The organism is Amorphus orientalis (genome assembly GCF_030814015.1).
Taxonomy (GTDB): Bacteria; Pseudomonadota; Alphaproteobacteria; order Rhizobiales; family Amorphaceae; genus Amorphus; species Amorphus orientalis.
On record NZ_JAUSUL010000002.1, the window covers coordinates 216,065 to 238,860 of the forward strand.

General features: G+C 67.2%; 22 protein-coding genes. 13 read left to right on the forward strand and 9 right to left on the reverse strand.

The window, feature by feature from the left end:
* Positions 1-8 precede the first annotated feature (8 nt).
* The 7 genes from murG to ftsZ all read left to right on the forward strand — a co-directional run bounded on the left by murG (position 9) and on the right by ftsZ (position 8,477).
* Positions 9-1,133: an undecaprenyldiphospho-muramoylpentapeptide beta-N-acetylglucosaminyltransferase gene (murG, locus tag J2S73_RS08830; protein WP_306885147.1), complete on the forward strand. Its 1,125-nt coding sequence runs from the start codon at positions 9-11 to the stop codon at positions 1,131-1,133.
* Positions 1,133-2,551 carry a UDP-N-acetylmuramate--L-alanine ligase gene (murC, locus tag J2S73_RS08835; protein ID WP_306885148.1) on the forward strand — a complete coding sequence of 473 codons (1,419 nt, stop codon included), beginning with the start codon at positions 1,133-1,135 and terminating at the stop codon, positions 2,549-2,551. Before murG ends, murC begins: the two co-directional genes overlap by 1 nt.
* Complete coding sequence (murB, locus tag J2S73_RS08840; protein WP_306885149.1) at positions 2,548-3,510, forward strand: UDP-N-acetylmuramate dehydrogenase; 963 nt, start codon at positions 2,548-2,550, stop codon at positions 3,508-3,510. The genes murC and murB overlap by 4 nt, the downstream gene beginning before the upstream one ends.
* The gene (locus J2S73_RS08845; protein ID WP_306885150.1) at positions 3,507-4,427 is read left to right on the forward strand and encodes a D-alanine--D-alanine ligase; all 921 of its coding nucleotides are present in this window, start codon (positions 3,507-3,509) and stop codon (positions 4,425-4,427) included. Before murB ends, J2S73_RS08845 begins: the two co-directional genes overlap by 4 nt.
* 95 nt (positions 4,428-4,522) lie before the next feature.
* A complete protein-coding gene (locus J2S73_RS08850; RefSeq protein ID WP_306885151.1) occupies positions 4,523-5,260 on the forward strand; it encodes a cell division protein FtsQ/DivIB in 738 nt (245 codons plus the stop codon).
* Positions 5,257-6,585, forward strand: coding sequence for a cell division protein FtsA (gene ftsA, locus J2S73_RS08855; RefSeq protein WP_306885152.1), 1,329 nt, complete (start codon positions 5,257-5,259; stop codon positions 6,583-6,585). Before J2S73_RS08850 ends, ftsA begins: the two co-directional genes overlap by 4 nt.
* Positions 6,586-6,677: 92 nt before the next feature.
* Positions 6,678-8,477 (forward strand): cell division protein FtsZ, encoded by a 1,800-nt coding sequence (gene ftsZ, locus J2S73_RS08860; protein ID WP_306885153.1) that lies wholly within the window; start codon positions 6,678-6,680, stop codon positions 8,475-8,477.
* 74 nt (positions 8,478-8,551) lie between these two features.
* Here the strand turns inward: ftsZ and arsH are convergent, their stop codons facing one another.
* From arsH to J2S73_RS08875, 3 genes are read right to left on the reverse strand one after another with little or no spacing between them, the layout of a single operon-like run.
* On the reverse strand, positions 8,552-9,262 hold the full coding sequence (gene arsH / locus J2S73_RS08865) for an arsenical resistance protein ArsH (protein ID WP_306885154.1): 711 nt from the start codon (positions 9,260-9,262) through the stop codon (positions 8,552-8,554).
* Positions 9,259-10,311 (reverse strand): permease, encoded by a 1,053-nt coding sequence (locus tag J2S73_RS08870; RefSeq protein ID WP_306885155.1) that lies wholly within the window; start codon positions 10,309-10,311, stop codon positions 9,259-9,261. The genes arsH and J2S73_RS08870 overlap by 4 nt, the downstream gene beginning before the upstream one ends.
* Positions 10,312-10,361: 50 nt before the next feature.
* Positions 10,362-10,676 carry an ArsR/SmtB family transcription factor gene (locus J2S73_RS08875; protein ID WP_306885156.1) on the reverse strand — a complete coding sequence of 105 codons (315 nt, stop codon included), beginning with the start codon at positions 10,674-10,676 and terminating at the stop codon, positions 10,362-10,364.
* A gap of 296 nt (positions 10,677-10,972) precedes the next feature.
* On the opposite strand from J2S73_RS08875, the gene lpxC reads away from it, so the two are divergent.
* From lpxC to recN, 3 genes are all read left to right on the forward strand, one after another.
* Complete coding sequence (gene lpxC, locus J2S73_RS08880; protein ID WP_306885157.1) at positions 10,973-11,899, forward strand: UDP-3-O-acyl-N-acetylglucosamine deacetylase; 927 nt, start codon at positions 10,973-10,975, stop codon at positions 11,897-11,899.
* Positions 11,900-12,255: 356 nt separating this feature from the next.
* Positions 12,256-13,068: an outer membrane protein assembly factor BamD gene (locus J2S73_RS08885; protein WP_306885158.1), complete on the forward strand. Its 813-nt coding sequence runs from the start codon at positions 12,256-12,258 to the stop codon at positions 13,066-13,068.
* Between the two features lie 213 nt (positions 13,069-13,281).
* Positions 13,282-14,949 (forward strand): DNA repair protein RecN, encoded by a 1,668-nt coding sequence (recN, locus tag J2S73_RS08890; protein ID WP_306885159.1) that lies wholly within the window; start codon positions 13,282-13,284, stop codon positions 14,947-14,949.
* 124 nt (positions 14,950-15,073) lie between these two features.
* On the opposite strand, the gene J2S73_RS08895 is transcribed toward recN, so the two are convergent.
* Positions 15,074-15,646 (reverse strand): cytochrome b, encoded by a 573-nt coding sequence (locus tag J2S73_RS08895; RefSeq protein ID WP_306885160.1) that lies wholly within the window; start codon positions 15,644-15,646, stop codon positions 15,074-15,076.
* A gap of 22 nt (positions 15,647-15,668) precedes the next feature.
* A complete protein-coding gene (locus tag J2S73_RS08900) occupies positions 15,669-16,244 on the reverse strand; it encodes a YceI family protein (RefSeq protein ID WP_306885161.1) in 576 nt (191 codons plus the stop codon).
* Between the two features lie 148 nt (positions 16,245-16,392).
* On the opposite strand from J2S73_RS08900, the gene ligA reads away from it, so the two are divergent.
* The 3 genes from ligA to J2S73_RS08915 all read left to right on the forward strand — a co-directional run bounded on the left by ligA (position 16,393) and on the right by J2S73_RS08915 (position 20,524).
* Positions 16,393-18,531 carry an NAD-dependent DNA ligase LigA gene (gene ligA / locus J2S73_RS08905; RefSeq protein ID WP_306885162.1) on the forward strand — a complete coding sequence of 713 codons (2,139 nt, stop codon included), beginning with the start codon at positions 16,393-16,395 and terminating at the stop codon, positions 18,529-18,531.
* A gap of 46 nt (positions 18,532-18,577) precedes the next feature.
* Complete coding sequence (gene cysQ, locus J2S73_RS08910) at positions 18,578-19,402, forward strand: 3'(2'),5'-bisphosphate nucleotidase CysQ (protein WP_306885163.1); 825 nt, start codon at positions 18,578-18,580, stop codon at positions 19,400-19,402.
* A gap of 102 nt (positions 19,403-19,504) precedes the next feature.
* Positions 19,505-20,524, forward strand: coding sequence for a DUF1176 domain-containing protein (locus J2S73_RS08915; RefSeq protein WP_306885164.1), 1,020 nt, complete (start codon positions 19,505-19,507; stop codon positions 20,522-20,524).
* Between the two features lie 3 nt (positions 20,525-20,527).
* Here J2S73_RS08915 and J2S73_RS08920 read toward each other — a convergent pair whose 3' ends face one another.
* The 4 genes from J2S73_RS08920 to J2S73_RS08935 all read right to left on the reverse strand — a co-directional run bounded on the left by J2S73_RS08920 (position 20,528) and on the right by J2S73_RS08935 (position 22,757).
* Entirely contained in the window at positions 20,528-20,692 is a 165-nt protein-coding gene (locus J2S73_RS08920) for a peptide ABC transporter permease (protein ID WP_306885165.1), read from the reverse strand.
* Positions 20,679-20,912, reverse strand: a complete 234-nt coding sequence (locus tag J2S73_RS08925; protein ID WP_306885166.1) for a metallothionein — start codon at positions 20,910-20,912, stop codon at positions 20,679-20,681. The genes J2S73_RS08920 and J2S73_RS08925 overlap by 14 nt, the downstream gene beginning before the upstream one ends.
* An 87-nt stretch (positions 20,913-20,999) precedes the next feature.
* Positions 21,000-21,455: an acyl-CoA thioesterase gene (locus tag J2S73_RS08930; RefSeq protein WP_306885167.1), complete on the reverse strand. Its 456-nt coding sequence runs from the start codon at positions 21,453-21,455 to the stop codon at positions 21,000-21,002.
* A gap of 69 nt (positions 21,456-21,524) precedes the next feature.
* On the reverse strand, positions 21,525-22,757 hold the full coding sequence (locus J2S73_RS08935; RefSeq protein WP_306885168.1) for a pyridoxal-phosphate-dependent aminotransferase family protein: 1,233 nt from the start codon (positions 22,755-22,757) through the stop codon (positions 21,525-21,527).
* Positions 22,758-22,796 lie beyond the last annotated feature (39 nt).

Sequence of the window (22,796 nt, forward strand, 5' to 3'; positions counted from 1 at the left end):
GTGGACCGATGACGCGTGGAACCATTCTCCTGGCGGCCGGCGGCACGGGTGGGCATCTCTTCCCCGCCGAAGCCGTCGCGCACGAACTCGGCAAGCGCGGCTTTGCGGTGGAGCTTGTCACCGATCCGCGCGCCGAACCCTTCCGCGCGACCTTTCCCGCCCGCGCCATGCACGTCGTTTCGTCCGGCTCACTCAGTATGCGCATGTCGCCGGCAGCGCTGGTCTCGTCTGCGGTCAAACTCGGGTCCGGCTTCGTCCGGGCCGCCCGGTTGATCCGCAGGATCAAGCCCGACGCTGTCGTTGGCTTCGGCGGTTATCCGACGCTGCCGCCGGTCCTCGCCGCGCGGATGCTCGGCCGGCCGGCCGTCGTCCATGAGGCCAACGCCGTCCTGGGCCGGGCCAACAAGCTCCTGTCGCGCTATGCCCGGGTGGCTGTCGCGTTCCCGAACGCCCGCGGTCTTTCGCCGAAGGCCGAACCGCCGGTCCACACCGGCATGCCGGTCCGCCCCAGCGTCTTCGCCGCCGCCACCGACTACCATGCTCCCGATCCGGACGGGCCGGTCCGTCTGGTCGTCTTCGGCGGCAGCCAGGGCGCGCGCGTCTTTTCCGACATCGTGCCGCCTGCGGTCGAACAGCTTCCCGCGGACCTTCGCAAGCGTCTGTCGATCGTGCAGCAGTGCCGACCGGAGGACCTGGACGAGGTCAGGGGGCGCTATCAGGCGGCCGGCGTGGAAGCGGAGATCGCCCCGTTCTTCAAAGACCTTCCGGAACGCATTTCCGCCGCCCACCTGGTCGTGAGCCGGTCCGGCGCGTCGACGGTCGCCGAGCTCGCCACCATCGGCCGTCCCGCGTTCCTGGTGCCGCTGCCGCACGCGCTTGATCAGGACCAGCGCGCCAACGCCACCGCGTTCCAGGAGGCCGGCGGCGGCTGGATGGTCGACCAGGCGGACCTGACCCCCGAAAGCCTTGCCCGGGAGCTCGAGGCCGTCTGCAGCGACCCGGCGCGCCTCGCCTCGGCCGCGGGCGCGGCCCGTTCCCTTGCCCAACCGGACGCCTCCGCGCGTCTCGCCGACTTCGTGGAAGAAATCGCCGGTCTCTCGCGCGATCCCTCCCAAGACCAAGGACACCACTGATGAAGCTGCCCTCCGATATCGGACCCATTCATTTCGTCGGGATCGGCGGCATCGGCATGAGCGGGATCGCCGAGGTCCTGGACAATCTCGGCTACACGGTCCAGGGCACCGACATCGCGGAAAACGCGAACGTCAAGCGCTTGCGCGAAAAGGGCGTGCGCATCGAGATCGGCCACGATGCGGCCCATCTGCGCAATGCGGCGGTTGTGGTGGTGTCCTCCGCCGTCAAGCGCGACAATCCCGAGCTGATGGCGGCGCGCGCGCGCCTGCTCCCGGTCGTGCGCCGCGCGGAGATGCTCGCCGAGCTCATGCGCCTCAAGCAGTCGGTGGCCGTTGCCGGCACCCACGGCAAGACCACCACCACGTCCATGGTCGCCGCCCTTCTGGAGGCCGGCGCACTCGACCCGACGGTCATCAACGGCGGCATCATCAACTCCTACGGCACCAACGCGCGACTGGGCGACGGCTCCTGGATGGTGGTCGAAGCGGACGAGTCCGACGGGACGTTCGTCAAGCTGCCGGCCGATATCGCGATCGTCACCAACATCGATCCCGAGCATTTGGATCACTACGGCACCTTCGACGCCGAGCGGCAGGCCTTCTTCCAGTTCGTCGAGAACGTGCCGTTCTACGGCTTTGCCGTGATGTGCGTGGACCATCCGGAGGTGCAGGCGCTGGTCGGCCGGATCGAGGACCGGCGCATCATCACCTATGGCACCAATCCCCAGGCGGACGTGCGCTTCACCGACGTGGTCAGCGATCGCGGGACCAGCCGGTTCAACGTCCGCGTCTACGACCGGGCGAGCGGCGAGGAGCACCGGATCGACGACCTGATGTTGCCGATGCCGGGCCTGCACAATATTTCCAACGCGACCGCGGCAATCGCGGTCGCCGATCGGCTGGGGATATCCGCCGATGCGATCCGTTCCGGCCTGAAGGCGTTCGGCGGTGTGAAGCGGCGCTTCACCCACACCGGGACCTGGAACGGCGTCGACATTTTCGACGACTACGGCCACCACCCGGTCGAGATTTCCGCGGTTCTCAAGGCGGCCCGGGCCTCTACCGACGGCAAGGTGATCGCGGTGGTGCAGCCGCACCGCTATTCGCGCCTGAAGGCGCTGTTCGACGATTTCTGCACCTGCTTCAACGATGCCGATGCGGTGGTCGTCGCCGAGGTCTACGCGGCCGGCGAGAGCCCGATCTCCGGGGCCGACCGCGATGCGCTTGCGGCCGGGCTCAGGACCCATGGCCACCGCGCCGTCACGGCGCTGGACGACCCGAAGGATCTTGCCGGCGTGATCGCGCAAACGGCGCAGCCCGGTGATCTGGTCGTGTGTCTCGGCGCCGGCTCCATCACCCAGTGGGCCCACGCGCTTCCGGGTCAGCTCGAGGCCTTCCCGGCCGGGGAGGGCCAGTGAGCGGCGCCGATATCCTCGATGCGCTCGGAGCTGCACGCGCGGACATCCGCGGCGTGCTGGAGCCTGACCGGATGCTGGCCGATATCGCCTGGTTCCGCGTCGGCGGTCCGGCGGACCTCCTGTTCCAGCCGGCCGACGAGGAGGACCTCGCGACCTTCCTGGCCGCGCTTCCGCAGGACTTTCCCGTGATGCCGATTGGGCTCGGGTCGAACCTGCTCGTCCGCGACGGCGGCGTGCCGGGCGTGGTGGTGCGTCTCTCCGCGCGCGGCTTCGGCAAGACCGTTGCGGAGGAGGGGCATCGCCTGCGCACCGGTACGGCCGTTCCGGACGTGCGCCTGGCCAAAGCTGCGGCGGATGCGGGGCTCGCCGGTCTCGCCTTCTATCGCGGGATCCCCGGGGGAATCGGCGGCGCGCTCAGGATGAACGCCGGGGCCTATGGCGGCGAAACCAAGGACCGGTTGATCGAGGCGCGTGCTGTCGACCGGAAGGGGCAGGTCCACATCCTGCGCAACGAGGACTTCGGATACGCCTACCGCCACTCCGAGGCGCCGGCCGATCTGATCTTCACCGAGGCGGTCTTTCAGGGCGAACCGGGCGACCCGGCCGAGATCCGCGAGGCCATGGCGAAGATCACCGAAAGCCGCGAAGCCACGCAGCCGGTCAAGAGCCGGACCGGCGGATCCACCTTCAAGAACCCGCCCGGCGGCAAGGCGTGGCAGCTCGTCGATCAGGCCGGCTGCCGCGGTCTCACCATCGGCGGCGCTCAGGTGTCGGAACTGCACTGCAATTTCCTGCTCAACACCGGGAATGCGACGGCGAGCGATCTCGAGCGTCTCGGGGAAACGGTGCGGGCGCGGGTGCTGGCCACGTCCAGGGTGCGGCTCGACTGGGAAATCAAGCGGATCGGGACATGGCCGGCGGGCGTCGTCATCCCGGAATTCACGGAGGCCGCCGCATGAGCGCAGGAACCCACGTCGCAGTCCTCATGGGGGGGTGGTCGGCCGAGCGGCCGGTGAGCCTCAGTTCCGGCAAGGCCTGTGCCGATGCGCTGGAGCGCGCCGGCTACCGGGTCACGCGAATCGATGTCGATCGGGACATCGGGTCGCGTCTGGCCGAGCTGAAGCCGGATGTCGCCTTCAACGCCCTGCACGGCCCCTTCGGCGAGGACGGATGCGTCCAGGGGATCCTGGAGGTCCTGTCCATCCCCTACACCCATTCCGGGGTGCTCGCGTCCGCGCTCGCCATGAACAAGATCAAGGCCAAGGCCGTGCTGGAGGCGGCGGGCGTGCCCGTCACGGTCCACGCCCTGGCGGATCGTGCTGAGGTCGCGAAAGCGCACGTGATGGAGCCGCCCTATGTGGTCAAGCCGGTCGCGGAAGGATCCAGCTTCGGCGTCATCATCGTGCGCGAGGGCGCGACCCATCCGCCCCAGGAACTCTATCGCGAGGACTGGCAGTTCGGCGAAGCGGTGATGGTCGAACGCTACATCCCGGGGCGGGAGCTTACCTGCGCCGTCATGGGCGACGAAGCGCTCGGCGTGATCGACATCGTGCCGGTCGGAGAGGCCTTCTACGATTACGACGCGAAATACCGTCCGGGTGGCTCAAAACACATCCTGCCAGCAGAACTTAAACCGAATATTTACCATCACGTTCAAAGATTGGCCCTTGAAGCACACCAGGCACTCGGGTGTCGCGGCGTCTCCCGGGCCGACTTTCGCTACGACGACGCCACCGACACGTTGATCTGCCTTGAGGTGAATACCCAGCCGGGCATGACGGAAACGTCGCTCGTGCCGGAGATGGCGGCATACGCCGGATACGGTTTCGAACGCCTGGTGAGTTGGTTGGTGGAGGACGCGAGTTGCGGCCGGTAGCGGGACGACATGGTCGAACACGACGCCGTGCGCTCAATCGATTTGAGCGCGCACGGTCCCTGCCGCTCGGCCTCGGCTCCCTGGCTGCGGTCGCGGTGATCGCGGGATCCGTCGCCGCCGGCGTGTCCTACGGCGGACATGGCCCGCTGGTGCTCGATGCCTTCGGCACCACGGCCGGCTTCGCCATTGACCAGGTTCATCTGGAAGGTCAGCGCGAAACGTCCGAAAGCGCGATTCTCGCCGCCCTCGGCATCGGGCCGGATTCCTCGCTGCTGACAGTGGATGCCGATGCGGCCCGCGCCAATCTTGTGGCGCTGCCGTGGATCGCGAACGCCACCGTGCGCAAGACCTTTCCCGGCACCGTCGTCGTCAAGATCGAGGAGAAGACCCCGGCCGCGATCTGGCAGCACGGCCGTCAGATCGCCGTTGTTGACGACAACGGGGATGTTCTTTCCGACAGGCTGGATCCGCGGTTCGTCGATCTGCCCCTGGTCGTCGGCGCCGAAGCCAATCAGCATCTCGACGATATCCTGGGCCTGCTTTCCGATTTTCCCGAGATCGCCGTTCAGACCCGGGCGGCGGTGTTCGTCGGGTCGCGCCGCTGGGATCTCGTGCTGGCCAACGGCATCCAGGTGCGGCTGCCGGCGGACAACGCGCGCACGGCACTCGCGGTGCTGATCGAGATCGACGGCCGCGAGGACCTGTTCACCCGCGACGTTGCCTCCATCGACGTCCGGCTTCCCGACCGCATCGCGATCCTGCCGACCGACGGCGCCCTGGAGCGCGCAAAAGAAGGCGGCTCGGGCAAGGGTCGGCGGGAGGCGAGCATATGAGCGTCTTTCTGCCCCACCGAAACGGACTGGAGACGACCCGGCTGTCCGCGCGCCGTCCGTCGATCGTGACGGTGCTCGACATCGGATCGACCAAGGTCGCCTGCCTGATTGCCCGGCTTAAGCCCCGGCCGCCGGAAGAGGTGCTGCCGGGCCGGTCCCACTCCATCGAGGTGATCGGATACGGCTATCAGCGCGCCCGCGGCATCAAGTCCGGCGTCATCATCGATCTCGATCAGGCCGAGCACGCGGTCCGGCTGGCCGTGGACGCTGCAGAAAGGATGGCCGGAGTTACGGTCGAATCACTTATCCTTACGCAAACGTGCGGTCGGTTGGGGAGCGAAACCTTTACCGCCAAAGTCGATCTGAATGCTGAATCGGTCAGTGATCAGGATATTCGAAAGGTTTTGGCGGCCGGAAGCACACACTCGGTGAGACAAGGACGTTCGGTCGTGCATGCGCTGCCGACAGGGTACACGTTGGACGGACAGCGGGGCATCCGCGATCCGCGTGGCATGCTTGGTCGCCGGCTGGGTGTGGACGTGCACGTGGTCACCTCCGACGAGGCGCCGCAGCGCAATCTCGGACTGGCCGTCAACCGCTGCCATCTCGATGTCGAAGCGATGGTGGCGACGCCTTATGCCGCAGGACTCGCGACCCTGGTCGACGACGAGGCGGAGATGGGCGCGGCCGTGGTCGACATCGGCGGCGGCACCAGCTCGATCGCGGTGTTCGGGGACGGCCGGCTGCTCCATGTCGACGCCATCGCCATCGGCGGCCATCACGTCACCCTGGATATCGCCCACGGACTTTCGATCCGGCTCGACGACGCGGAGCGGCTGAAAACCCTTCACGGCTCCTGCGTTTCGGTGTCCAGCGACGAATACGACATGCTGACCATCCATCCCGTCGGCGAGGAGGATGGCGGCGCTCCGCTGCAGATTCCGCGCTCCGCGCTCAACGCGATCATCCGTCCGCGGGCGGAGGAGATCATGGAGCTGGTGCGCGATCGGCTGGTGGCCTCCGGGTGCTCCAGCCGTGTGGGGCGCCGGATCGTTCTCACGGGGGGCGGAAGCCAGCTGACCGGGCTGCTCGACGTGGCCCGTTCGCTTTTCGGCCGCAGCGTCCGACTGGGTCGGCCGCTCGGCATCGCCGGCCTGCCGCAAGCGGCGAAAGGTCCGTCCTTTTCCGCCGTGGTTGGCCTCCTGATCTTTCCGCAGGTTGCCGTTCTCGACACCGCAGGGTCGGAGCGCGCGTCCACCTTCGCCCTGACCGGCACGGACGGCTACCTCGCCCGCGTCGGACGCTGGCTGAAGGAGAGTTTCTGATGAGCCACGAAGACGAACCGGATTTCGGCACCGAATGGGATTCGCCGATCAGCTCCCGCGATAGCGGCGGGGATAAGAATAGTGAGGGTGCTATGCCGTCAATCAACCTGAAGACCCCCGACCTGACCGAGCTGAAGCCGCGCATCCAGGTGTTCGGTGTCGGCGGCGCGGGCTGTAACGCCGTCAACAACATGATCCAGGCCGGCCTGCAGGGCTGCGACTTCCTGGTCGCGAACACCGACGCCCAGTCGCTCAGCCTGTCGAAGGCGGAACGCATCATCCAGATGGGCATCGCCGTGACCGAAGGCCTCGGCGCCGGATCCCAGCCGGATGTCGGCCGGGCCGCCGCGGAGGAGGTGATCGACGAGATCGCCGACCACCTGTCCGGCGCCCACATGGCGTTCATCACCGCCGGTATGGGCGGCGGCACCGGCACAGGTGCTGCCCCGGTCATCGCCCGCGCGGCGCGCGACCAGGGCATCCTGACCGTCGGCGTCGTCACCAAGCCGTTCCAGTTCGAAGGCCATCGGCGGATGAAGCTCGCCGATTCCGGCATCGAGGAGCTGTCGCATCACGTCGATACGCTGATCGTCATCCCGAACCAGAACCTGTTCCGGATCGCCAACGAGCGGACCACCTTCGCCGATGCCTTCGCGATGGCCGACCAGGTGCTCTATTCTGGCGTGGCCTGCATCACCGACCTGATGGTGAAGGAAGGCCTCATCAACCTCGACTTCGCCGACGTGCGCTCGATCATGCGCGGCATGGGCAAGGCGATGATGGGCACCGGCGAAGCGTCGGGTGAGGGCCGTGCCATGCAGGCGGCCGAGGCGGCGATCTCCAACCCGCTGCTCGACGAGACGTCCATGAAGGGCGCCCGCGGCCTGCTGGTTTCCGTGACCGGCGGCATGGACCTGACGCTGTTCGAGGTCGACGAGGCCACCACGCGCATCCGCGAGGAGGTCGATCCGGAGGCCAACATCATCTTCGGCGCGACCTTCGACGAATCCCTGGACGGCATGATGCGGGTGTCCGTGGTGGCCACCGGGATCGACAAGCCGTTCGAGAATGCCGATTACGAGGACGACGGCGACCGGGTGGTTGCGCTGTCGGAGCGCCTGCGCCACCAGGCCCAGGGCGCTGGCGGCGGCGGGCGTCCGCGGGCGTCGGCGGTCAAGGAAGCGACTCTCTCCGCGGTCGCCCAGGATCTCGGTGCCGATCTGGAAGCCGAAGAGGCCGATGAGCACGAATTCGCTGCCGAAGTGGAGTTCGAGGCCGATCAGGTCCCTTTCGATGCGGCCGATGAGCTGATCGAAGAGGAAGAGGACTTCGCGTTCGAGGCCGAGGACGAGATCGAGGCGCGTGAGCCGGTCGCTCCGGTTCAGCCGCAGCCTGTCGAGAAGCGGTCTGCCGCGCCCACCCGTGTGCCGCGCATGCCCGAGATCGAGGAAGTTCGCCCCGCCGCCCCGCGCGAGGTGCGCCGGCGCGACGATCACAGCGAGGCCGACGACCGCCGTCCGATGGGGCTGCTGCGCCGTCTTGCCAACGGTCTTGGCCGCCGCGACGAGGATGACGCCGACGTTGCCGCCGCCGAGCAGGCCGTGGCCCGGGCACGCTCCGCGCCGGCTCCGGAAGAAGCGCCGGCTCCGGCCCCTGCACCCGCTCCCCGGGCGGCTCCGCGGGCCGAGGCGCAGCCCCAGGCGCCGCGCCGGGTCCAGGAAGGCAACGAGTTCGCCCGCCGGTCCCAGCCCCAGCGTCCCCAGGGCGAGAGCTACCGCCGGCCCCGCGCCGCCGGCCAGGAGCCCGAGGCTCGCACCCGTCCGGCCGCGCGTCCCCAGAGCGACGACGACCAGCTGGAGATCCCGGCCTTCCTGCGCCGCCAGGCGACCTGACCGAAGCCGGACCATCGAATCAAAAGGGCCGTCGAGCGATCGACGGCCCTTTTTTCGTTTGAGGGCGGCGCGTCTCAAAGGCTCGGCTGATTGACCCGCCTGGAGGCCGCTTCGGCGCTTTCCATGCGCTCCGAATAGCGATCGGTCAGGGCCGCCGACCGGCCACGTACCATGTAGGTGAACTTCGTCAGCTCCTCCATCACGTCCACGATTCGGTTGTAGAACGGGGAGGGGCGCATCCGGCCATCGTCCGCGAACTCCTGCCAGGCCTTGGCGACCGAGGACTGGTTCGGGATCGTGACCATCCGCATCCAGCGGCCGAGAACGCGCATCTGACCGAGCGCATTGAAGCTCTGGGAGCCCCCGCACACCTGGATAAGAGCCAGCGTCTTTCCCTGTGTCGGGCGCACGCCGCCCAGCGACAGCGGCAGCCAGTCGATCTGTGCCTTCAGGATCGCCGACATGGCGCCATGCCGCTCCGGGCTGGACCAGACCATGCCTTCCGACCACGTGGCCAGATCCCGCAGTTCCGCGACTTTGGGATGCTCCGGGTCGGCCCCGTCCGGGAGCGGCAAGCCGGTCGGGTCGAAGGTGCGGGTCTCCGCTCCGAACCATGTCAGCAGGCGGGCGGCCTCTTCGGTGGCGAAGCGCGAGTAGGACTTCCCGCGCAGCGAGCCGTAGAGAAGAAGGATCCGGGGTGGATGTCCGGGATCGTCCGGTGCCGCGTACACCGTGGGATCGATCGGCCTCAGGCAGTCGACGTCGATGTTCGGTAGATCGGTCAAAGGGTGCTCCAGAGCTGAAACAGGAGGCCTGAGGCAAGGGACCCGGTAAGGGCGAGGGCCAGATAGAGCCCGAATACCGGGGGTCTGACCAGCGCCCAGACCGCAAGCGCCGCCGGAACCGAGGTAACGCCACCGGCAACAAGAAACGCCAGCCCGGCTCCGGGGCTCATCCCCTGTCCGACCAGTCCGCCGACGAGAGGCAGCGCCGCATACCCGTTCAGATAGGCCGGGACGCCAAGGAGGGTAGCCGTGACAACCGGCATGATCCCGGTTCCGCCGAGCATGTCCGTGATCAGATCGGCCGGCACCCAGGCAAGCATGACGCTTTCCAGCAGGAAGGCGAGGGTAAGCCAGCGAAGGAGGAAGAGGCCGTTCTTCCCGCTTTCCCGCCAGAACCGCTTGCGGCGCTCGGGCTCGGACCAGAAGCGCCAGACCACAGGTCGGGGCGTACGGACCCGCGCGCCGCCGCAGCCCCCGTTTCCGACCCCGTCCCGGAGCGGATCACCGAGATGACGGCCCCGCGCCAGCAAGTGTACCGTCAACCCGCCGAAAAGGCCGAGCCCGATTGCGGCGAGCGTCTTGGCAACCGCGAAGTCCACGCCCAGAACGCCGCTCGTCAGAAGAAACATCGATGGGTCCATGACCGGCGACGCAAGCCAGAAGGCCATGACGGCGGATAACGGAATGCCCATTGCCAGGAGGGCTGCGATCAGGGGTATGACGCCGCACGAGCAGAAGGGTGACAGGGCGCCCGCGAGCGCCGCCACCGCGATCATTGCCCGCGGCGACCCCGTGAACGCGCGGCCGATCAGAGCGTCCGCCCCTGTCGCGGCGGCCAGCGCGGCGAACCCGACGGACAGGAGCAGGAAGGGAGCGATCTCGACCAAGTTGTCGAAAGTGAACCTGATGCTCTCGATCGCCTGAATCGGGGAGACCATCGTCAGTGCTGCAACGACCGCCACGCAGGCCAGCACGACCCCGTCGATCCGTTTGAGCCAGCGGCCACGGACGAGAAGATCCGGTGGAGCAATCAGAGGCCGGTCGATCATGACGACATCCCTAGAATATTAGTTATAACGATCCAAAAAAAAGCAGTCGGTCACTGCGCGTCTTCGCTGACCAGCGTCACGCCGGTGCAGCATTCGGCGGACAGGAACGACATCGTCCGGCGCATGACCGCATAGTCGACGCGGTTGACGATCTCCCGGCCGCGGCGGTCCTGGATGACGAGGCCGGCATCGACGAGCGCGCCGAGATGATGGGCGAGGGTCGATGGCGGCATGGCGAGATGCCGCCCGATCTCGCCGACATTCAGGCCCCCGTCTCCGGCACGCACGAGCAGCCGGTAGATGTCGAGCCGGGTTTCGTGGCCCAGCGCAGCGAGCGAACGGGCAGCGGAAGCAGTGGTGATCATGGGTCGATTAAAAACTATAAAACTAGTTATGTAAATATATGGCGTGGCTTTCGGCGTTGCGATCCGGCCGCACGACAGCGCCGCGCCGGTTTTGTGCGGGTTGCAAGGGTGGGGAAAGGGCTGGCGGTTACCCTTCGTCCACCACGTTACATTCCGTAACACAGCTTGTTTTGGTGCTGTGCGGTCGTGTCGCTAGGTTCCGGCCATCAGATTCGACCGATCGGCGGATTCGCGTTCACTCGCGCGCCGGTCGTTCCCACCCCAGAGCCCTCCTTAGCGGGCAGTAAGGCGAGACGATGGTGCATCACGACCCGGCCCAGCAGACGACCGTAGCTCGCGCAGTCGAGCTGACGGGGGTCGGCGTTCATTCGGGGGCCGACGTCACGCTGACCATCCTGCCGGCCGGAGCCGACACCGGCATCCGCTTCGTGCGCACCGACGGACCCGCCGGTCCGGCGGTTCCCGCGATCTGGCAGTCCGTCGCCGCGACCGAGCTGTGCACCATGCTCGAGGGAACCGACGGCCGCACGATCGGCACCATCGAGCATCTCATGGCGGCGTTCCGCGGTCTCGGCATCGACAATGCGCTGGTCGAGGTCGATGGTCCCGAGCTGCCGATCATGGACGGCAGCGCGGCTGCGTTCGTCGAGGAACTGGACCTTGCCGGCACCTATCCGCTCGGCATGCGCCGCCGCATGATTCGCGTTCTCAAGCCGGTCCGCGTCGAGATCGGCGCGTCGATCGGCGAACTGCTGCCCTGCGACATGCCGCGCTTCGACATCACGATCGATTTCCCGAGCGAGGTGGTCGGCCGCCAGTCCATGGTGTTCGACCTGACCCCCGGCGTCTTCCGCAAGGAACTGGCGCAGGCGCGGACCTTCGGCTGGCTGCACGAGGTCGAGGCTCTCTGGAAGATGGGCTTCGCCCGCGGCTCGTCGCTGGAAAATGCCGTGGCGATCGACGGCGACCGGGTCCTGAACGAAGAGGGCACCCGCTGGCCCGACGAGTTCGTTCGCCACAAGGCGCTCGACGCCGTCGGCGATCTTGCCCTGGCGGGCCGCTCGATTCTCGGCCTCTACCGGTCCTACAAGGGTGGTCACCGGCTCAACGTGGCCATGGTGAAGGCGCTTCTGGCCGACAGCTCGGCCTACGATCTTGTTCCCGCGCCGACCGAGGTGGCCAAGGCCCCGGCCCGCGAGATGCTGCTCGACGCGCGCGTCTGAGTTTCTGCGCGCGGGCTCCCGCCGCCGCTTCTCCCTTATGTGATCGCGTCCGGAAGACGGGTTCCCGCACGGTTTTGGGCGTACCGGGTGCTCGGGCGGGCAGGCTGCCACAGTTCTGCTCAAATCAGGGCTCAGCACCGGCGCTCACGGTTGGGCGTGACAGGGCGCGGCTGGGACGTTAAGACCCCGTTTGCCCGGATATGTTTGAGCTCGGTGTCCGGCCGCCGTCAGGGGGCCTTGTCGGTGGTTCGCCGGGCAACACCTGTTCTGGACGATTCGACCGCCTGTTTCCGTGCCGGTTGCGGAAATTGTGCGGCCCGTCTCCACGACGTCGCGAGGGAGCGAATTTTCGGCCGATGAAGCGTAGCCTTATAGCCCTCCTGGCCGTCCTCTTTCTGGCCGCATGCTCGTCTGACGACGCGGATCAGCTCGCGTTCCAGGACGTTCCGGCCGATCAGCTCTACAACGAAGCGCTCGTTCTGATGAACGACGGCAGCTACCGCGAAGCCATCGTCAAGCTGCGCGAGCTCGACCGCCTTCATCCCTATACCGAGTATGCCCGCCGGGCGATGGTCATGCTGGCCTTCTCCAACTACTCCACCGGGCGATACGACGAGGCGATCAATTCCGCACGGCGCTATCTGGCGCTCTATCCGGGCCACAAGGATGCGGCTTACGCCCAGTACATCATCGGCAATTCCTACTTCCGCCAGATCCCGGACGTGACCCGCGACCAGGAGATGACCCAGAAAGCGCTCGCCGCGATGGACGAGCTGGTGCGGAACTACCCGGATTCGGAGTACGCGACCGACGCGCGCCGCAAGATCCAGGTGACGCGCGACCAGCTGGCCGGCAAGGAGATGGACGTCGGACGCTACTATCTGCAGCGCGACGACTATCTGGCCGCCATCAACCGGTTCCGCACGGTCGTGGAGCAGTACCAGGACACCCGGCACATCGAGGAGGCGCTGTTCCGCCTGACGGAAGCGTACTATGCCCTCGGCATCGTCCCGGAGGCCCAGACCGCGGCCGCCGTTCTCGGGCACAACTTCCCCGATTCGCAGTGGTATAAGGATGCCTACTCTCTGCTGAAGGAGGGCGGGTATGAACCGAGCGAGAACAGGAAGAGCTGGATCAGTCGCGCGTTCGACGGCATCAACGTGCTCTAGGACGCGTCGGGGCCAGGTAGATACCGGCTGGCCCTCCGCAGACGTGTTGCAACGAAGCGCCGGGATGGCGGACACGGGGACGGGGATCGATGTCGCCTGTGTCCGGAAACGGCCCGATGCGGGTGGACGGTACGGGAGCCTTTTGCAGGTGAATTCGTTGGGTCGGGTGAGCCTGGACCTTTCTCACGAGCGCCGAACCGCCCGCATGCCGACATGCTGACCCGACTTTCCATCCGCGACATCGTTCTCATCGACCGTCTCGACATCGATTTCACCGATGGGCTGACCGTGCTCACCGGAGAGACCGGCGCGGGTAAGTCGATCCTCCTTGATTCGCTGTCGCTCGCGCTGGGTGCGCGCGGCGATGCGGAACTCGTGCGGAACGGCTGCGAGCGCGGCCAGGTGACGGCGGTGTTCGATGTCGGACCGGCCCACCCGCTGCTCGCCCATCTCGCGGAGGACGGCATCGAGACCGAGGGTGACCTGATCCTGCGCCGCGTGCAGTCGGCGGACGGACGCTCCAAGGCCTTCGTGAACGATCAGCCGGTCAGCGTCGGGCGCCTGCGCGAAGTGGGCGCAGCCCTGGTCGAAATCCACGGTCAGCACGCCGATCGCGCGCTGGTGGATCCGGCGGTTCATCGCGAACTCGTCGACGCGTTCGGGGGGCTCTCGGACGACGTGAAGGCAGTCCGGGCCGCCTGGCAGACCCGCCGCAGGGCCGAGCGCGAGCTTTCCGAGCAGGAGGCCCGGATCGAGGCCGCGCGCCGCGAGGCCGATTATCTGAGGGCTGCGGTGGAGGAACTTGTCGCGCTGGACCCGATGCCGGGCGAGGAGACCGAACTCGCCGAAAAGCGCCAGCAGATGATGCAGGTGGAGAAGGTCGCCGGCGACCTGTCTGAGGCGTTTTCGGAACTCGACGGGCAGGGCTCGCCGATCCCGACGCTGTCCAGCCTCATGCGGCGCCTCGCGCGCAAGGCGGAAGCCGCGCCCGACCTGCTTCAGGCACCGGCCGATGCCATCGGCCGCGCGCTCGACAGTCTGGAAGAGGCGCGCACTGCGCTGGAAGACGCGCTGGCGCGGACCGAGTTCGATCCAAGGGTGCTCGAACAGACCGAGGAACGCCTGTTCGCCCTCAGGGCGGCCGCCCGCAAATACCAGGTTCAGGTGGACGATCTGGCCGCGTTGCGGGACCGGATGAGTGCCGATCTAGCCGATCTCGATGCGGGCGAAGAAAAGCTCGCCGCGCTCGGCCGCGCGGTCGAGGAAGCCAAGCAGGCCTATTCCGCCGCTGCCGAACGTCTGACCGAAGGCCGGGTCGAGGCCGCGCGGACACTGGAAGAGACAGTGGGCCGCGAGCTTCCGGCGCTAAAGCTGGAGCGCGCCGCCTTCATTGCGGAGATCAAGACCGATCCCGATGGTGGCAGCGCCGACGGCAACGATCAGATCGAATTCTGGGTGCGGACGAATCCGGGCACGAGGCCGGGGCCGATGATGAAGGTTGCGTCCGGCGGCGAGCTGTCGCGCTTCCTGCTCGCGCTCAAGGTCTCGCTTGCCGGCCGCGGATCCGCGCCGACCCTGGTTTTCGACGAGATCGATTCCGGCGTGGGCGGCGCGGTCTCCGAGGCGATCGGCCACCGTCTGGCCAAGCTCGCCGACAGCGTTCAGGTGCTCACCGTCACCCATGCGCCCCAGGTGGCGGCCCGTGCGGCCGGTCACATGCTGATCGCCAAGGAGTCGCTGGAGATGAACGCCGTCGCCACCCGGGTGAAGGTGATCGACGGCGATCATCGTCTGGAGGAAATCGCCCGGATGCTGTCCGGCGCGACCATCACCGACGAGGCGCGGGCCGCCGCTTCCAAGCTGATGACGGCGGCCGAGTAGGGCCGGGACCGCCAGAGCATTCGCGTTCAGATTGACTCACTCTGAACGAAAAGGAATTGCTCAACCTGTTGAATCTGGAGCCATTTCTTATCGATCAGGTGTTTCCACCTGATCGGAAAAGGCTCTACCGGCCCCAGCTCATCCGTTTCAGGATGTCGTCGCGATCGACGAAATGGTGCTTGAGCGCGGCGGCGAGATGCAGCGCCAGGATCGCGATCATGATCCAGGCCGACCAGGCGTGGACGGCTTCCGCCGCCTCCGCCACGGATCGCACGCCCGGAACCCAGGGATCCGGCATGGCGAACAGGCCGAACACGCTGTTTTCGATGCCGAGATAGTCCTGGGTCGGGGAGGCGGCCGACATGACCCAGCCCGACAGGGGCATGACCAGGATCAGCAGATAGAGCAGCCCATGGCTCGCGTGGGAGGCGATCGCCTGCCAGCGCGGGGTCTCGGCCGGGAGCCGGGGCGACCGGCGGTTGGCCAGTCGCCAGGCAACGCGAAGCACCGCCAGACAGAACACGACGAAGCCCCAGCTCTTGTGGAGCTGGAACAGGCTGAACTGCCTCGCCGTGTCGGACACGAAGTCCGTCATGTAGAGGCCCAGCCCGAGCTGGAAGAGGATGACGGCCGCGATCGACCAGTGGAGAGCGCGGGCCGGCCAGCCCCAGCTCTGCGTCGTGTTCGTTGTCTGCACGGGAGTGCTCCGGAGGGCTCGATCAGTCCTTGTTCATCAGCTCGACGTTGATGGTCACCGGAATCACGGCGCCGATCGCAGGGGCATAGGCGTCGACGCCGAACTCGGTACGGTCGACTTCGCCGTTCAGCGTGAAGCCAGCGACGTTGGTGCCCTGCATGACCGGGCTCTCGCCGATCTTGTTGACGGTCGCCTCGAAGGTGACCGGCTTGGTCACGTCCTTGATGGTCAGGTCGCCGGTGATGTCGGCCGTGTTGTCACCGGTCTCGGTGATCTCGGTGGCGACGAAGGTGATCTCCGGATATTCCGACACGTCCAGGAAGTCGGAGCCCTTGATGTGCTCGTCGCGTGCTTCCCAGAAGGTCGTGATCGCGGTGGCGTCGAGGGTGACGGTGAACTTGGCGCTCTCCAGGTTCTCCGGATCGAAGTTCTCGATTTCGGCCTGGACCTTCGGGAACACGCCGGTCACGTCGGAGTAGCCGAAATGCTCGACTTCGAAGACAACAGCGGTGTGGGACGGGTCGATCTGCCAGTCGGCGAGGGCGGCCGCCGGGGTCAGGGCAATGACGCTGGAAAGGGCGAGGGCACGGAAGTTCATCGGGAATGGCTCCTGTTGCAGTGCGATATCGGGCTCAAATTGTGCGTTCTGAGAGCCATGTGAACCGGCGCCGGGGAAACAGGCTGTTCTCGATCCGGCGACAGTCGCGAAACGGCGGAATGTGTGCGAGAGAAGTCGCGAAAGAGTGATGTCAGCGGAGCGACGGGTGGCTCAGGATCGCGAAGACAAAGAGGTTTCGGATCTCGGCAGGGCGGAGGCGGAAGCGGAAGTCGCGCGCCTCGCCGACGAAATCCGGGCTCATGACAAGCGCTACTATCAACAGGACGCGCCGAGCGTCAGCGACGCGGACTATGACGCGCTGCGCCGGCGCCTCGAGGCCATTGAGGCTGCCTTTCCCGATCTGATCCAACCCGACAGTCCCACCCAGACGGTCGGTGCCGCACCCAGCGACGCGTTCTCGGAAGTGCGGCACGCCGTTCCGATGCTGTCGCTCGACAACGCCTTTTCCGACGAGGACGTGGTCGATTTCGTCGCCCGCATCCGCCGCTTCCTCCGGCTGTCGGACGACGACGACCTCACCTTCACCGCCGAGCCGAAGATCGACGGCCTGTCCCTGAACCTGCGCTACGAGGACGGCCGGCTCACGGTCGCTGCCACCCGCGGCGACGGCACCGTCGGCGAGGCGGTGACCGCGAACGCCCGCACCATCGACGACATCCCCGTCAAGCTGCCGAAGGACGCCCCGGATCGGGTGGAGGTGCGCGGCGAGGTCTACATGACCCACGCCGATTTCCGCGCCCTCAACGAACGGATGGAGGCCGAGAGCGGCCGGGTCTTCGCCAATCCGCGCAACGCCGCCGCCGGATCCCTGCGCCAGCTCGATTCCAGCGTTACGAAGAGCCGGCCGCTCAAGTTCTTCGCCTATGCCTGGGGAGAAATCCCGGACCTGCCGCGCGACACCCAGTTCGACATGGTGGAGATGTTCAAGTCCTGGGGCTTCGTGACCAATCCGCTAATGCGCCGCTGCCGCACGCCGGACGAGCTGATCGCCGTCTATCACGAGATCGAGGAGGGGCGGGCCGGTCTCGGCTACGACATCGACGGCGTCGTCTACAAGGTGGACCGGCTCGACTATCAGCGCCGGCTCGGCTTCGTGTCGCGCTCGCCTCGCTGGGCCGTCGCCCACAAGTTCCCGGCCGAGAAGGCGACCACGGTCGTCAACGCGATCGAGATCCAGGTCGGCCGCACGGGCGCGCTGACGCCGGTCGCCAAGCTGGAACCGGTCACCGTCGGCGGCGTCGTGGTCTCCAACGCCACCCTCCACAACGAGGACGAGATCGCCCGCAAGGACGTGCGCGTCGGCGACACGGTCGTTGTGCAGCGCGCCGGCGACGTCATCCCCCAGGTGGTCCAGGTGCTGCTGGACCATCGGCCGGACGGGACCGAGCCGTTCGAGTTCCCGACCCTCTGCCCGGTCTGCGGCAGCCATGCCGTGCGCGACATCAATCCGCGCACCGGCAAGGAGGACGTGGTCCGCCGCTGCACCGGCGGTCTCGTCTGTGCGGCCCAGGCGGTGGAGCGGCTGAAGCACTTCGTTTCGCGCGCCGCCTTCGACATCGAGGGTCTCGGGGCGAAACAGGTCGAGGCCTTCTACCAGGACGGACTGGTGCAGACGCCGGCCGACATCTTCAGGCTCGAGAAAGAGGAGAACAACCCGGACGGGCTGACGAAGCTCAGAAACCGGGAAGGGTGGGGCCCCACCTCGGTGAAAAACCTGTTCGAATCGATCAATTCCCGGCGGCAGATCGCGCTTCGCCGCTTCATCTTCGCGCTCGGCATCCGCCATGTCGGCGACATCACGGCCAAGATCCTGGCGCAGGGCTATGGCAGCTGGGCCGCCTTCGAGGAGGCGATGCACAAGCTTTCGGAAGGCGACGAGGCTGCCCACGACGATCTCGTCGCCTATGACGGCATCGGGGAAACAGTCGCGGAAGCCCTCAAAGAATTCTTCGCCGAAGACCGCAACCGCGAGGCCGTCGCGGAGCTCCTCAAGGAAGTCGCGCCGGAGGACGAGAGCACCGACACGGTTTCAAGCCCGGTCGCCGGCAAGACGGTCGTCTTCACGGGATCGCTGGAGAAGATGACCCGCGACGAGGCCAAGGCGCGGGCGGAATCCCTCGGCGCGAAGGTGTCCGGTTCGGTGTCCTCGAAGACCGATATCGTGGTCGCCGGGCCTGGTGCCGGGTCCAAGCTCAAGAAGGCGCAAGACCTCGGCCTGCAGGTCATGGACGAGGACGCGTGGCTCGCCCTTGTAGACGGCGCCTGATAGACAGGCCTCCCCACCGGCCCCTTTCCAGAGACCTCAGGATCCAATGCAAGCCCCTGCCATCACCGCCTTCCTGCCGGCGACCCTCGAGGCCGGCGCGGAAATCATGCGCATCTATGAGAGCGGCGAGACCGCGACGGAGATCAAGGATGGCGGGTCTCCGGTGACGGCGGCGGACAAGGCGGCGGAGGCCGTCATCCTGCGCCATCTGGCCGAGCTTGCACCCGGTATCCCTGTTGTGGCTGAGGAGGAGGTCGCCGCCGGCCGCATTCCGGAGACCCCGGCCGCCTTCTTCCTTGTGGATCCGCTCGACGGCACCAAGGAGTTCCTGAACCGCAACGGCGAGTTCACCGTCAATATTGCGCTGATCGTCAATGCCGCTCCGGTGGCAGGCATCGTCTATGCGCCGGCGCTCGGAGAGCTTTGCTTCGGCACGACCGGCGAGGGCGCCGAGTGCGCCCTGGTCAGGGACGGTGTCCTGGCCGACCGTCGTTCCGTCCGGGTGCGTGCGCCGTCGGCGGAAGGACCGCTTGCGCTCGCGAGCCGCTCGCACCGGTCGCCGGAGACGGACGCCTTTCTCGACCGGGCCGGGGTCAGCGGGATCGTCAGCGCCGGATCTTCCCTGAAATTCTGCCGGATCGCCGCCGGCGAGGCGGACCTCTATCCGCGACTTGCGCCGACCATGGAGTGGGACACGGCGGCCGGCGATGCGGTCCTGCGGGCGGCCGGCGGCCGGACCGTCACGCTCGACGGGGCGCCGCTCCGCTACGGCAAGCGCGGCCGGGCCGATGCGGCCGATTTCCTCAATCCCTGGTTTGTTGCGTCCGGAGCCGTTGTGGACCCGGAAATCCTGTCCGCTGCCGGCGCCTGATCATTCGGTTCTGGCCTCCCGCCGTCGGGTGGCCATTGCGCGTTCGAGCCGCTATCCCTGACCGGCGTGTACGCTGCTGCGGATCCCGAGGGAGGGGCCATCATGCGCTTGGGGCTATTGGGAGCTTTCCTGGCCGGATCCATGATCCTGCCGGCCGCTGCGGCCGACGGTCCTCCAATTTACCGCGAGAGCGGAGACTGGAGCGGCTACTGCCTGAGTTCGGGCGTGTGCGCAATCCAGACCGAAACAGAGCAGGGGCAGCTCGTCGTCTTCCGTGCACCGGCGGCGGAGGCACCGGCGTTTGCCTGCTATCAGCCGGTCTCGCCGGATGGCACCGGCACCTGGCTCCTGGCCGTTGAAGGGGCTACGATCATGGCCAGTGCCGGATTGTCGAGCCCGCAGGTCGCCTGGACCGATCTTCTGCAGACTGCGCCGGAAAGCCCGCTGGCCGCCTACGCCCGCCATCTCCAGGGAAACGGCCTGACGCCGTGTGCGAACCCGCTCCAACTCCGCTCGCTCGAGGCAAGCCTGCTCGCCCAGGGGCGCCATGCCCAGCTGGAGACCGGAGACCGGGACACGTCGGAGCGGCTGTCGCTCAACGGGTTCAAGACCCTTGCCGACTGGCTCGATCAGCGCCAGAGGCGCGCGGGCACCGAGACGGCAGTCTCTCAGCGCGGGCCGGCTGAGCCGGTCGACGGCCCGGCGTCGCCCGTGATCGTCTCAACCCAGGCGCTTCCCGACGACGTGCGATCGGCATGGTCCGAGCCGACCCTGTCCTGCAGTGAGATCGAACCCGAGGCGTTTTCGCAGTCAGATGCGGTCGCCGTGCCTCTGGGCGACAGCGCCACGCTTTATGTATTGCCCTGCGGCCAACCGGGAAACAACGCGCCTTTCGTGGCGGTCATGAATGACGGCGCTCAGGCCGCCACACTGGTCGAATTCGGTCAGCCCGGCGACCCGTCAGTGGCCTCGACCACGGTTGGCCGGCTCTCCTGGGACGGGCTCAACCGTGCGCTCGTGTCGGTCTGGTCAACCGGGGCGGACTGTTCGGAGATCACCGTCTGGCCCTACGCGGATGGCGCATTCGGGACCGGCGAAACTCTCCAGTCGCCCGGCTGCTGATCCCTACACCAGGAAGATAAGCAGCAGCCCGACGACGACGATCCCGGCCAGTCCGCCGCCGAACAGGCTCCGCCGCGCACGACTGGACAGATTGACTTCGCCCTGCCTTACCTTTTTTGCGCTGTAGACGGGTCGTCCGTCGGCATCGCGGTCGTCAGGCGCGGTCACGAAGACCTCCCGCACCGGCTCTTTCGGCGCAGTGGGCGCAGCAGTAGACGGTCTCGTTCTGCTCGACGCCATGACCCGTGATCCGGACGCCGCAGGCGTTGCAGACGGGTGCGAGGGCGTGGGTGGCGCACTCGAAGCTGTCGAACGTGTAGGTCCGGCCGTCTTTCAGGATCTGGAAGGACTTGTCGTAGTCGTTGCCGCATTGATCGCAAACAGCCATGGTCTGCTCCTCTCGTCGGCTGGCGGGGGCCGGATTGACCGGCCTGACCGCCCAACGGCGACTGCGGCGGATTGTTCCCGAAAAGCCTCAGCCTTCGGTGATCGAGCGGATGCGGACGACGCGGTCGGCCTCGAATGCGCTTTTCACGTCGTCCGGGATGGGCCGCGATCGGATGCGGGAGCGGTCGTCCGGATCGACGCCGCTCCAGACCCGGGTCTGCCTGGCTTCGACGATGAGGGTGTCGCCCAGAAAGAACCGGTGCTCGAGGTCCAGGGAGGATCGGCCGAGACGGGCGATCCGGCAGGTACGCACAAGAACGTCGCCGAAGCGGGCGGGGGCGTGGAAGTCCGCGCTCGCCTTGACCAGCGGGACGCCTCTGAAATCCGGATCGGTCGCGAGAACCTTGTCGATCCCTGTTCCGGCGGCGTCCAGGAGCTGGTTGATGCTCCGCTCCATCCAGTCGTAGAAATTCGGGTTGTAGACGATGGTTGCGGGATCGCACTCGCTCCAGTCGACCTGGAACTCGCATTGCACTTCGAGCATGTCCGTCCTTCGCTTGAGCCGGGCCTGATGGTCCCGGCGATTGGATGGCTCCGTCAGGAGATGAGATCGTCAGGCCGAAACCGGGGCGGGCGCGCCGATCTCCGGAATGGCGCGGACGATGGCACCTGCGGCGGCGTCCAGGGCGCCCGACCCGTGCGGGATCTGCAGTGCCTGCAGGCCGGCTTCCATGGTTGCCAGCACGCCGAGCGTCATGTGGGCGTTGACGTGGCCCATGTGGCCGACCCGGAAAAAGTCGTCGTGAGTGGGATCGTCGGCAAGCGCCATTCCGAGCCCGATCCCGAGCGTCACCCCCGCCTGGGTCTCGACCCAGCCGCGGAGCGCCTCGCCGCCGCCATTTCGGATCCGGGCTGCCGTGACCGCGCGCGAGCGCATGGCCGGGTCGGCCACATTGAGGCTGATCGGCCCGTCCTGCCCCCAGACGTCGAACGCAGCCCACACCGCGCCGGCAAGCGCCCGGTGGCGCGCCCAGATGTGCTCGAGGCCTTCCTCCTCGATCATGTCGAGGGCCTCGCGCAAGGCGAACAGGTGATGGGTGGGCGAGGTGCCCCCGAACGTGTGGGAGAAGACCCGCGCCTCGATGCGTGGGATCCAGCTCCAGTAGGGGGTGGCGAGATCGGCCGAACGGGATTGTTCCAGCGCCTTGTCGGAGAACCACAGGAAGCCGAGCCCGGGCGGCGTCATCAGGCCCTTCTGGCTGGCGGCGACCAGAACGTCGATGCCCCAGTCGTCGAAGTGGAGCGGATCGCAGCCGAGCGAGGCGATGGCGTCGACGGCGAGAAGGGCCGGGTGGCCGGCCGCGTCGATTGCTGCGCGCACGGCCTGAATGTCGTTGCGCACGGAACTCGCGGTATCGACATGGGTAACAAGAACCGCCTTGATTTCGTGGTCCCGATCCGCCTTCAGCGTCTCGCTGAGCCGGTCAGTATCGATCGGCGCTGATCGGCCGAAATCGAGGGTCTCGACGTCGATGCCCATGCGGCGGGCCGCGTCGGCCCAGCCGAGCCCGAAATGCCCGTTCGCGCAGGCGAGCATCCGGTCTCCGCGCGAGGCCATGTTGCAGAGCGAGGCTTCCCAGGCGCCGTGGCCGTTGCAGATATAGAGCGCGACGTGGGCGGTGCACTTTGCCACGCGCTTGAGGTCGGCCAGGATGGAATGGGTGAGATCGACGATCGCGCCGCGATAGATGTTGGGCGCGGGCCGTTGCATGGCGGCCAGAACGCGGTCGGGCATCACCGAAGGCCCGGGGATGGCGACGTAGGGCCGTCCGTTCGAAAGGGTCATGCGTGAGAGTGTCCTCGAAACGAGCAGGGGGCGAGGGGA

What these genes read in the sequence shown, in the direction of transcription:
- murG (WP_306885147.1), top strand. Translation starts at nt 9, where the DNA reads ATGACGCGTGGAACCATTCTCCTGGCGGCCGGCGGCACGGGTGGGCAT.
- murC (WP_306885148.1), top strand. Translation starts at nt 1,133, where the DNA reads ATGAAGCTGCCCTCCGATATCGGACCCATTCATTTCGTCGGGATCGGC.
- J2S73_RS08845 (WP_306885150.1), top strand. Translation starts at nt 3,507, where the DNA reads ATGAGCGCAGGAACCCACGTCGCAGTCCTCATGGGGGGGTGGTCGGCC.
- ftsA (WP_306885152.1), top strand. Translation starts at nt 5,257, where the DNA reads ATGAGCGTCTTTCTGCCCCACCGAAACGGACTGGAGACGACCCGGCTG.
- ftsZ (WP_306885153.1), top strand. Translation starts at nt 6,678, where the DNA reads ATGCCGTCAATCAACCTGAAGACCCCCGACCTGACCGAGCTGAAGCCG.
- J2S73_RS08870 (WP_306885155.1), bottom strand. Translation starts at nt 10,311, where the DNA reads ATGATCGACCGGCCTCTGATTGCTCCACCGGATCTTCTCGTCCGTGGC.
- J2S73_RS08875 (WP_306885156.1), bottom strand. Translation starts at nt 10,676, where the DNA reads ATGATCACCACTGCTTCCGCTGCCCGTTCGCTCGCTGCGCTGGGCCAC.
- lpxC (WP_306885157.1), top strand. Translation starts at nt 10,973, where the DNA reads ATGGTGCATCACGACCCGGCCCAGCAGACGACCGTAGCTCGCGCAGTC.
- J2S73_RS08885 (WP_306885158.1), top strand. Translation starts at nt 12,256, where the DNA reads ATGAAGCGTAGCCTTATAGCCCTCCTGGCCGTCCTCTTTCTGGCCGCA.
- recN (WP_306885159.1), top strand. Translation starts at nt 13,282, where the DNA reads ATGCTGACCCGACTTTCCATCCGCGACATCGTTCTCATCGACCGTCTC.
- J2S73_RS08900 (WP_306885161.1), bottom strand. Translation starts at nt 16,244, where the DNA reads ATGAACTTCCGTGCCCTCGCCCTTTCCAGCGTCATTGCCCTGACCCCG.
- ligA (WP_306885162.1), top strand. Translation starts at nt 16,393, where the DNA reads ATGTCAGCGGAGCGACGGGTGGCTCAGGATCGCGAAGACAAAGAGGTT.
- cysQ (WP_306885163.1), top strand. Translation starts at nt 18,578, where the DNA reads ATGCAAGCCCCTGCCATCACCGCCTTCCTGCCGGCGACCCTCGAGGCC.
- J2S73_RS08915 (WP_306885164.1), top strand. Translation starts at nt 19,505, where the DNA reads ATGCGCTTGGGGCTATTGGGAGCTTTCCTGGCCGGATCCATGATCCTG.
- J2S73_RS08925 (WP_306885166.1), bottom strand. Translation starts at nt 20,912, where the DNA reads ATGGCTGTTTGCGATCAATGCGGCAACGACTACGACAAGTCCTTCCAG.
- J2S73_RS08930 (WP_306885167.1), bottom strand. Translation starts at nt 21,455, where the DNA reads ATGCTCGAAGTGCAATGCGAGTTCCAGGTCGACTGGAGCGAGTGCGAT.
- J2S73_RS08935 (WP_306885168.1), bottom strand. Translation starts at nt 22,757, where the DNA reads ATGACCCTTTCGAACGGACGGCCCTACGTCGCCATCCCCGGGCCTTCG.